We start from the raw sequence: 6,800 nt of genomic DNA, 5'->3' as shown, positions 1-6,800 counted from the left end.
GGGATCGGACAGGGGGTAGGGGAATCGGGGGAGGGGTGGATCAGGGGGCGGGATCAAGGGGGATGGAGGGATCAGGGGGTGGATCGGGGGTGGATCGGGGGTGGATCGGGGGTGGAGGGATCGGGCAGGGGGTAGAGGGATCAGGGGAGGGGTGGATCAGGGGGCGGGATCAAGGGGGATGGAGGGATCAGGGGAGGGGTGGATCAGGGGGCGGGATCAAGGGGGATGGAGGGATCAGGGGAGAAGGGATCAGGGGAGAAGGGATCAAACGGTGCTAATCGCGTGCTTCGGGCAGCGCGGGCAGCGCCGGTTGGTCCAGCCACCGCACCAGCAGATCCGCAGCGGCGCGAGCCAGGGGGTCGCCGCCGGACACCCGGGCGTGCTCCACGACCAGGTCGCGGAAGTCCGCGGTGGTGACGGTGCGGTAACGGTACCGGGCGGTCCAGTCCCGCACGATCGGGAAGAAGACATCGTCGCCCAGACGGAGCCGCAGCGCGTGGAGCGTGAGCGCACCACGTTTGTAGATGCGGTCGTCGAAGATGTTCGCCGGGCCCGGGTCCGCCAGCACGAGGTCGTGCGGCAGGGCGGACAGCCGCTGGTGCCACATGCGTGCCATCGCGGCGGTGCTCTGCCCGCCCGCCGTGGGGGAGACCAGCCACTCGGCGTAGCAGGCGAAGCCCTCGTTGAGCCAGATGTGCTGCCAGTCGGCGACGGACACGGAGTTGCCGAACCACTGGTGCGCGAGCTCGTGCGGGATGAGCCGCTCGTCACCGTCGTGTGCCGCGAGGTGGTTGGACCCGAAGATCGAGACGCCCTGCGCCTCCACCGGGATCTCCAGCTCGTCCGCCGTGAACACCAGCGTGTAGGAGGCGAACGGGTACGGCCCGAACAGCTCGACCAGGTGGTCCAGGAGCGCCCCGTGCTCCGCGAGCAGCTCGGCCGCCGTCGCCCGCATCGCCGGTGGGACGAGCGCCCGCTGCGGCACGGCGCCGTCCGCGAGCTCGAGCTCGTCGTAGCGGCCGATCTGCACGGTCGCGAGGTAGGTGCTCGTCGGGTGCCGCTCCACATAGACCCACCGGGTGGTGGCGGCGCGGACGTAGTGCTCCACGAGGACGCCGTGGGCGAGGACGCGGTAGGCGCTCTCGGTCGTCACGCTCGTGCGGTAGGTGGCCTTGTCGGACGGGCGGTCGTTGCACGGGAACCACGACGACGCCCCGATGGGCTGGCTGGCCACGATGGCGCCGTCGTCGAGCTCCTCCCAGCCGACCGTGCCCCACGCGCTCGGCACCGGCTGTGGGTGGCCCTCGTAGTGCACGGTGATCGTCAGGACCGTGCCCGCGGACACCTTCGCGTCGAGCTTGAGGCGGAGGCGGCCCTGCCGGTGGGTGAACTTCGCGAGCCGGGCGCCGGTGACGCTCACCTTCTTGACGGCGAGGCCGGTCAGGTCCAGGGCCAGCTCCCGCAGGTCCTGGCGGCAACGGAGCCGCAGCACCGCGACGCCGGCCAGCCGGTTGGTGGCGACCCGGTAGCTCAGATCGAGGTCGTAGTGCTCGACGTGGATGGCGGCGCAGCCGTGCGGCTCGTACGGCGACGGCGGGATCGCGCTCGTGCTGCTGCTCATGCGGCACCCTGCCGGTCGTCGGCCGCGGCCGCGCGCCAGGGCGCGATCGGGTTGCCGACCCACCGGGTCCCCGCGGGAACCCCCTCGCCGCGCATGACGAGCGAGGCCGGACCGACGGTGGTGGCGGCGCCCAGCGTCGCGGCGGGCAGGATCACCCCGTGCGGGCCGAGCGTGGCGCCCGCCGCCAGCGTCACGGCGTCCAGGCTCATGATGCGGTCGTGGAACAGGTGGGTCTGGACCACGCAGCCGGGCCCGACGGCGGCGCCGTCGCCGAGGTGGACGAGGTCCGCCTCGGGGAGCCAGTACGTCTGGCACCACACACCGCGCCCGATGGTCGCGCCCATCCCGCGCAGCCACCACACCAGGGCGGGCGTGCCCGTGACGACGTCCGCGAAGTAGGGGGCGGCGAGCATCTCGGTGAAGGTGTCGGCGAGCTCGCCGCGCCACACGAACGAGCTCCACAGCGGGTGCGTACCGGGCCGGTGCCGGCCGACCAGCAGCCACTTCGCCGCGACGGTCACGAGGGCCGCGACGGCGCCCGCGGCCAGCAGCACCACGCCGCCGAGCCAGAGCGCCAGGCCCCAACCGCCGGCGAGGACGAGCGCCTGCAGCGTCAGCACCACCCCGAGGGCGAGGACCCCGACGAGCAGCGCCGGCACCACGCGGGCACCCTCGACGGCGCCGCGCGCCCACCGCAGCCGCACCGGCGGGGAGAAGGTGAGCTCGTCGTTCTCGAGCGTGGCCGCGCGGGGCAGCAGCACCGGTGGGCTGCCGATGTAGCTGGAGCCGGCGCGGGTCTTGTGCGGGGTGGCGGAGAGCACGGCGACCAGCCCGTTCTTGGGGACCGTCCGCCCGGGCGCGGTCATGCCCGAGTTGCCGAGGAACGCGCGCCGGCCGACCTTCGCCCGCGCCACCCGCAGCCAGCCGCCGCCCAGCTCGTAGGAGGCGACCATGGTGTCGTCCGCGAGGAACGCCCCGTTCTTGATGCGCATCATGCTGGGGATGCCGATGACCGTGGACGCCTCGACGTTCTTGCCGACCTTCGCCCCGAGCAGCCGCAACCACACGGGGGTGACGACGGAGGAGTACAGCGGGAACAGCACGGTCCGGGCGGAGTCCACCAGCCGCTCGGTGCACCACGCCTGCCAGCCGGCGCGTGAGCGCACGGGGTGGAAGCCCTCGAGCAGGCCGATACCGAGCAGCCGCACCGCGACGACCACCAGCAGCGCGTACACCAGGTACGCCGCGAGGGTCGCGCCGACGCCCGCCAGGAGCGCGGGCCCGACGGCGGCGCCCAGGTCCGGGGCCGACCGGACGGCCGGCCCGACCAGCGCCAGCCCGCCGGCGACGGCGAGCACCGGCAGCGCCGCGAGCGCCGCCCCCGAGAGGGCGAACGCGCCCACCCAGGCCCGCGAGCCCGACGGCCGGGTCGCGGGCCACGGGTGGCGGGCCTCGCGCACCTTCGCGGCCGGGGAGCCCGCCCAGTACTCGCCCGCCCCGGTGCGGCCGTGCACGGCGGACCCGGCGGCGACGTCGGTGCCGGCGCCCACCTCGGCGCCGGGGTACAGCACGCTGCGTGCGCCCACGGTCGCGCCGGCCCCGATCCGGATCGCGCCGATGTGGACGACGTCACCGTCGACCCAGTGCCCGGCGAGGTCCACCTCGGGCTCGATGGCGGCGCCCCGGCCCAGGGTGAGCATGCCGGTGACCGGCGGGACGGCGTGCAGCTCGACGTCGCGGCCCATGCGCACCCCCAGGGCACGGGCGTACCACCCGACCAGCGGTGCGCTCGCGGTGGTGAGGGCGCCGTAGCCCTCGACGAGCCGCTCCGCCACCCACAGACGCAGGTGCACCCGGCCGCCGCGCGGGTAGGTGCCGGGCCGCAGCCCCGCGAGCAGGGCCCGCGCCCCGAGCGCGCTGACGCCCATGCGGCCCAGCGGGGACACGGTGGCCAGCCAGCCGGCCAGCACCCACCACCAGGAGACCTCGACGGCCCACGGCACCTGCCACGCCCAGGCCAGCAGGTTGTTCAGCGCCGCGAGGACGGTCAGCCAGCGCAGCGCGACGAGCGTGCGCAGCGGCACGAGCGCGAGGAGCTGGACCGCCTGGGCGGCGACCGGCACGGGCCGGACGGTGCGGGCGGCACCGGCGGCGCCCGCGGCCGCGCCCGCCGCGGAGCCCGCACCCGGCCAGCACCGCTCGAGGTGGTCGGCCAGCGACCCGACCTCGGGATGGCCGTACACCTCGGCGACCGTGACCTCGGGGTACCGGGACCGCAGCGCCGAGACGAGCTGGGCGGCGGTCAGTGAGCTGCCGCCGTGGGAGAAGAAGTCGTCCGCCGGTCCGGTGGGCTGCACTCCGATGACCGTGGCCCACTGCTCGCCCACCCACGCCGCGGTGCCGCTGAGGGTGGACTCCCCCTCCTCGGCCCGGCGGCCGGTGAGCGGCCAGGGCAGCGCGTCGCGGTCGACCTTGCCGGAGGTGCGGGTGGGGATCTCCTCGACGACGGCGAGGAGCGGGATCAGCGACGCCGGCAGCTCCGCGCGCAGTCGCGCCAGCAGGGCGGCGGTGTCGAGGGCGTCCGGGCCGGCCGCCACCACGTACCCGACCAGGACGGCGTTGCCGGTCGGGGTGTGCTTGACGGCGGCGGCCGCGGCCCCGACGCCGGGCAGGCCGAGCAGTGCGGCGTCGACCTCGCCGAGCTCGATGCGGCGGCCGTTGACCTTGACCTGGTCGTCGGCGCGGCCGAGGAAGATCAGGCCCGCCCGGTCCAGCACCACGAGGTCGCCGGAGCGGTAGGCCCGGTCCCAGCCGAGCGCGGGCACGGGGGCGAACTTCTCGGCGTCGAGCCCGGGGTCCAGGTAGCGGGCCAGGCCGACGCCGCCGATGATCAGCTCGCCGGTCTCGCCCTCGGCCACCGGCCGGCCCGCGGGGTCGATGACGGCGAGGTCCCAGCCGTCCTGCGGCAAGCCGATGCGCACGGGCCGGCCGGGTTCGAGCCGGGCGGCGCAGGCGATGACCGTGGCCTCGGTGGGCCCGTACGTGTTCCACAGCTCCCGGTCGGCCCGCCAGAGCCGGGTGGCGAGCTCGGGCGGGACGGCCTCGCCGCCGAAGATGAGCAGCCGGACGGCGTCGAGCGTGTCCACCGGCCACAGGCCGGCGAGCGTGGGCACGGTGGAGACCACCGAGATGTCCCGCTCGACCAGCCACGGGCCGAGGTCGGTGCCGGTGCGCACGAGCGCCCGGGGCGCGGGGACGAGGGTGGCGCCGCTGCGCCACGCCAGCCACATCTCCTCGCAGGAGGCGTCGAAGGCCACCGAGAGCCCGGCGAGGACGCGGTCCCCGGGGCCGAGCGGGGCGTGCGGGAGGAACAGCCGGGCCTCGGCGTCGACCAGCGCGGCGGCGCTGCGGTGGGTGACGGCGACGCCCTTGGGTTTGCCGGTCGAGCCCGAGGTGAAGATGATCCAGGCGTCGTCGTCCGGGGTCGGGGCCTCGGGGGCCGCCGGCGGCGGAGCGGTCGCTGCGGCGGGATCGGTCGTGCCGGTGCGGGCACCGGTGCTGTCCGCCGCACCCGGGCGTGAGAGCGCGGTGCCGGCCGGTGTGGTGACGAGGCCGTCCGCGCGCACGACGGCCACCACCGCGGCCTCGGCGAACACGAGCGCCGCCCGCTCCTCGGGGTCGTCCGCGTCCACCGGGACGTAGGCGGCGCCCGCGTGGAGGATCGCCAGGATCGACAGGTACAGGTCGACGGTCCCGGACGGGGCGCGCACGCCCACCCGGTCGCCGCGACGCACGCCCGCCGCGGCCAGCCGGGCGCCCCGGGTCAGCACCGCCGCGCGGAACGCGGTGTACGTGAGCTCCTCGTCGCCGTCGTCGATGGCGAGGGCGGTGGGGTGGCGGCGCACGGTGTCGGCGAGCAGCTCCACGAGCGTGCGCGGAGCGGGGGTCCGGCTCGAGGCCAGGAGCGGGTCCGGCACGGCCCGCGGCACCCCGAGAGGTTGGACGCCCACCGCTTCTCCCTCTGCTCGCCCGGTCGAGAGCTGCGAGCGCCACCCGCCGGCAGCCCCCGGCAGCCGCGCCGATCCTCTCATGGCGCTCCCTTGCGCCCGGTCCGGCCCTGCACCAGGCTCGGGGCATGACCCAGACACCCGAGCAGGACACCTTCGACGTCGTCGTCATCGGCGGCGGATCGACCGGGGAGAACGTGGCCGACTACGCGCACGGCGGCGGCATGTCCGTCGCGATGGTCGAGAACGCCCTGGTGGGCGGGGAGTGCTCGTACTACGCGTGCATGCCGTCCAAGGCGCTGCTGCGCCCCGGGGCCGCCCGCGCGGCGGCGCTGCGGGTCGACGGCGCCGCCCAGGCCGTCGCCGGCGCCGTCGACGCCGCCGCCGCGCTCCGGCGTCGCACCGCCTTCACCCACGACTGGGACGACAGCTCCCAGGTCGCGTGGGCCGAGGGGGCGGGGCTGACCGTGGTGCGCGGCACCGCCCGGCTCGACGGCGTCAGGCGCGTGCGGGTCACCACCGGCGACGGCGACCGGGTGCTCACGGCCCGGCACGCCGTCGTGGTCGCCACCGGCTCCGAGCCCGCGGCACCGCCCGTGGCCGGCCTGACGACCACCCGGTACTGGACCACCCGGGACGCGACGTCGACCGACGCCGTCCCGGCACGCCTCGCCGTGATCGGCGCCGGCGTGGCCGGGACCGAGCTCGCGCAGGCGTTCGCCGGCCTCGGCGCCGCCGTGACGCTGCTCGTGCGGGGCGAGGTCCTCGGCGCCTTCCCCGCCCAGGCCGGCCACGCCGTCACCCGCGGCCTGACCGACGCCGGGGTCGACGTGCGCACGGGCGTGAGCACCACCCGGGTCGAACGCCCGGACGGCCCGGACGGTGCCGTCGTCATCACGCTCGACGACGGCACCAGCCTCACCGCGGACGAGCTCCTCGTCGCCGCCGGCCGGCGCCCCCGGACCGCCGGACTGGGCCTGGACGGTGTGGGCGTGACGTTGGCGGAGGGGGAACCGCTGACGGTCGACGACTCGGGCCGGGTCCGCGCCGTCGCCGGCGGGTGGCTCTACGCCGCCGGCGACGTCACCGGCCGCGCCCTGATGACCCACCAGGGCAAGTACGCGGGCCGGGTGGTGGGCGAGGTCGTCGCCGCCCGGGCGGCCGGCCGGCTC

Annotated in this window: 3 protein-coding genes; 1 reads left to right on the top strand and 2 read right to left on the bottom strand. The window is 76.1% G+C overall.

The window, feature by feature from the left end:
* Positions 1 to 274: 274 nt before the first annotated feature.
* The gene (locus ACYC1Z_RS13415; protein ID WP_461410025.1) at positions 275 to 1,621 is read right to left on the bottom strand and encodes a M1 family metallopeptidase; all 1,347 of its coding nucleotides are present in this window, start codon (positions 1,619 to 1,621) and stop codon (positions 275 to 277) included.
* Positions 1,618 to 5,631: a Pls/PosA family non-ribosomal peptide synthetase gene (locus ACYC1Z_RS13410; protein WP_461410024.1), complete on the bottom strand. Its 4,014-nt coding sequence runs from the start codon at positions 5,629 to 5,631 to the stop codon at positions 1,618 to 1,620. The genes ACYC1Z_RS13415 and ACYC1Z_RS13410 overlap by 4 nt, the downstream gene beginning before the upstream one ends.
* A 125-nt stretch (positions 5,632 to 5,756) precedes the next feature.
* Here ACYC1Z_RS13410 and ACYC1Z_RS13405 point away from each other — a divergent pair.
* Positions 5,757 to 6,800, top strand: a 1,044-nt coding sequence (locus ACYC1Z_RS13405; RefSeq protein WP_461410023.1) for an FAD-dependent oxidoreductase, incomplete at its 3' end; no start/stop codon positions are given.

This window comes from Georgenia sp., assembly GCF_054605595.1.
Note: the sequence above shows the minus strand (reverse complement) of the source record. Positions and strands in the feature narration are given on the sequence as shown.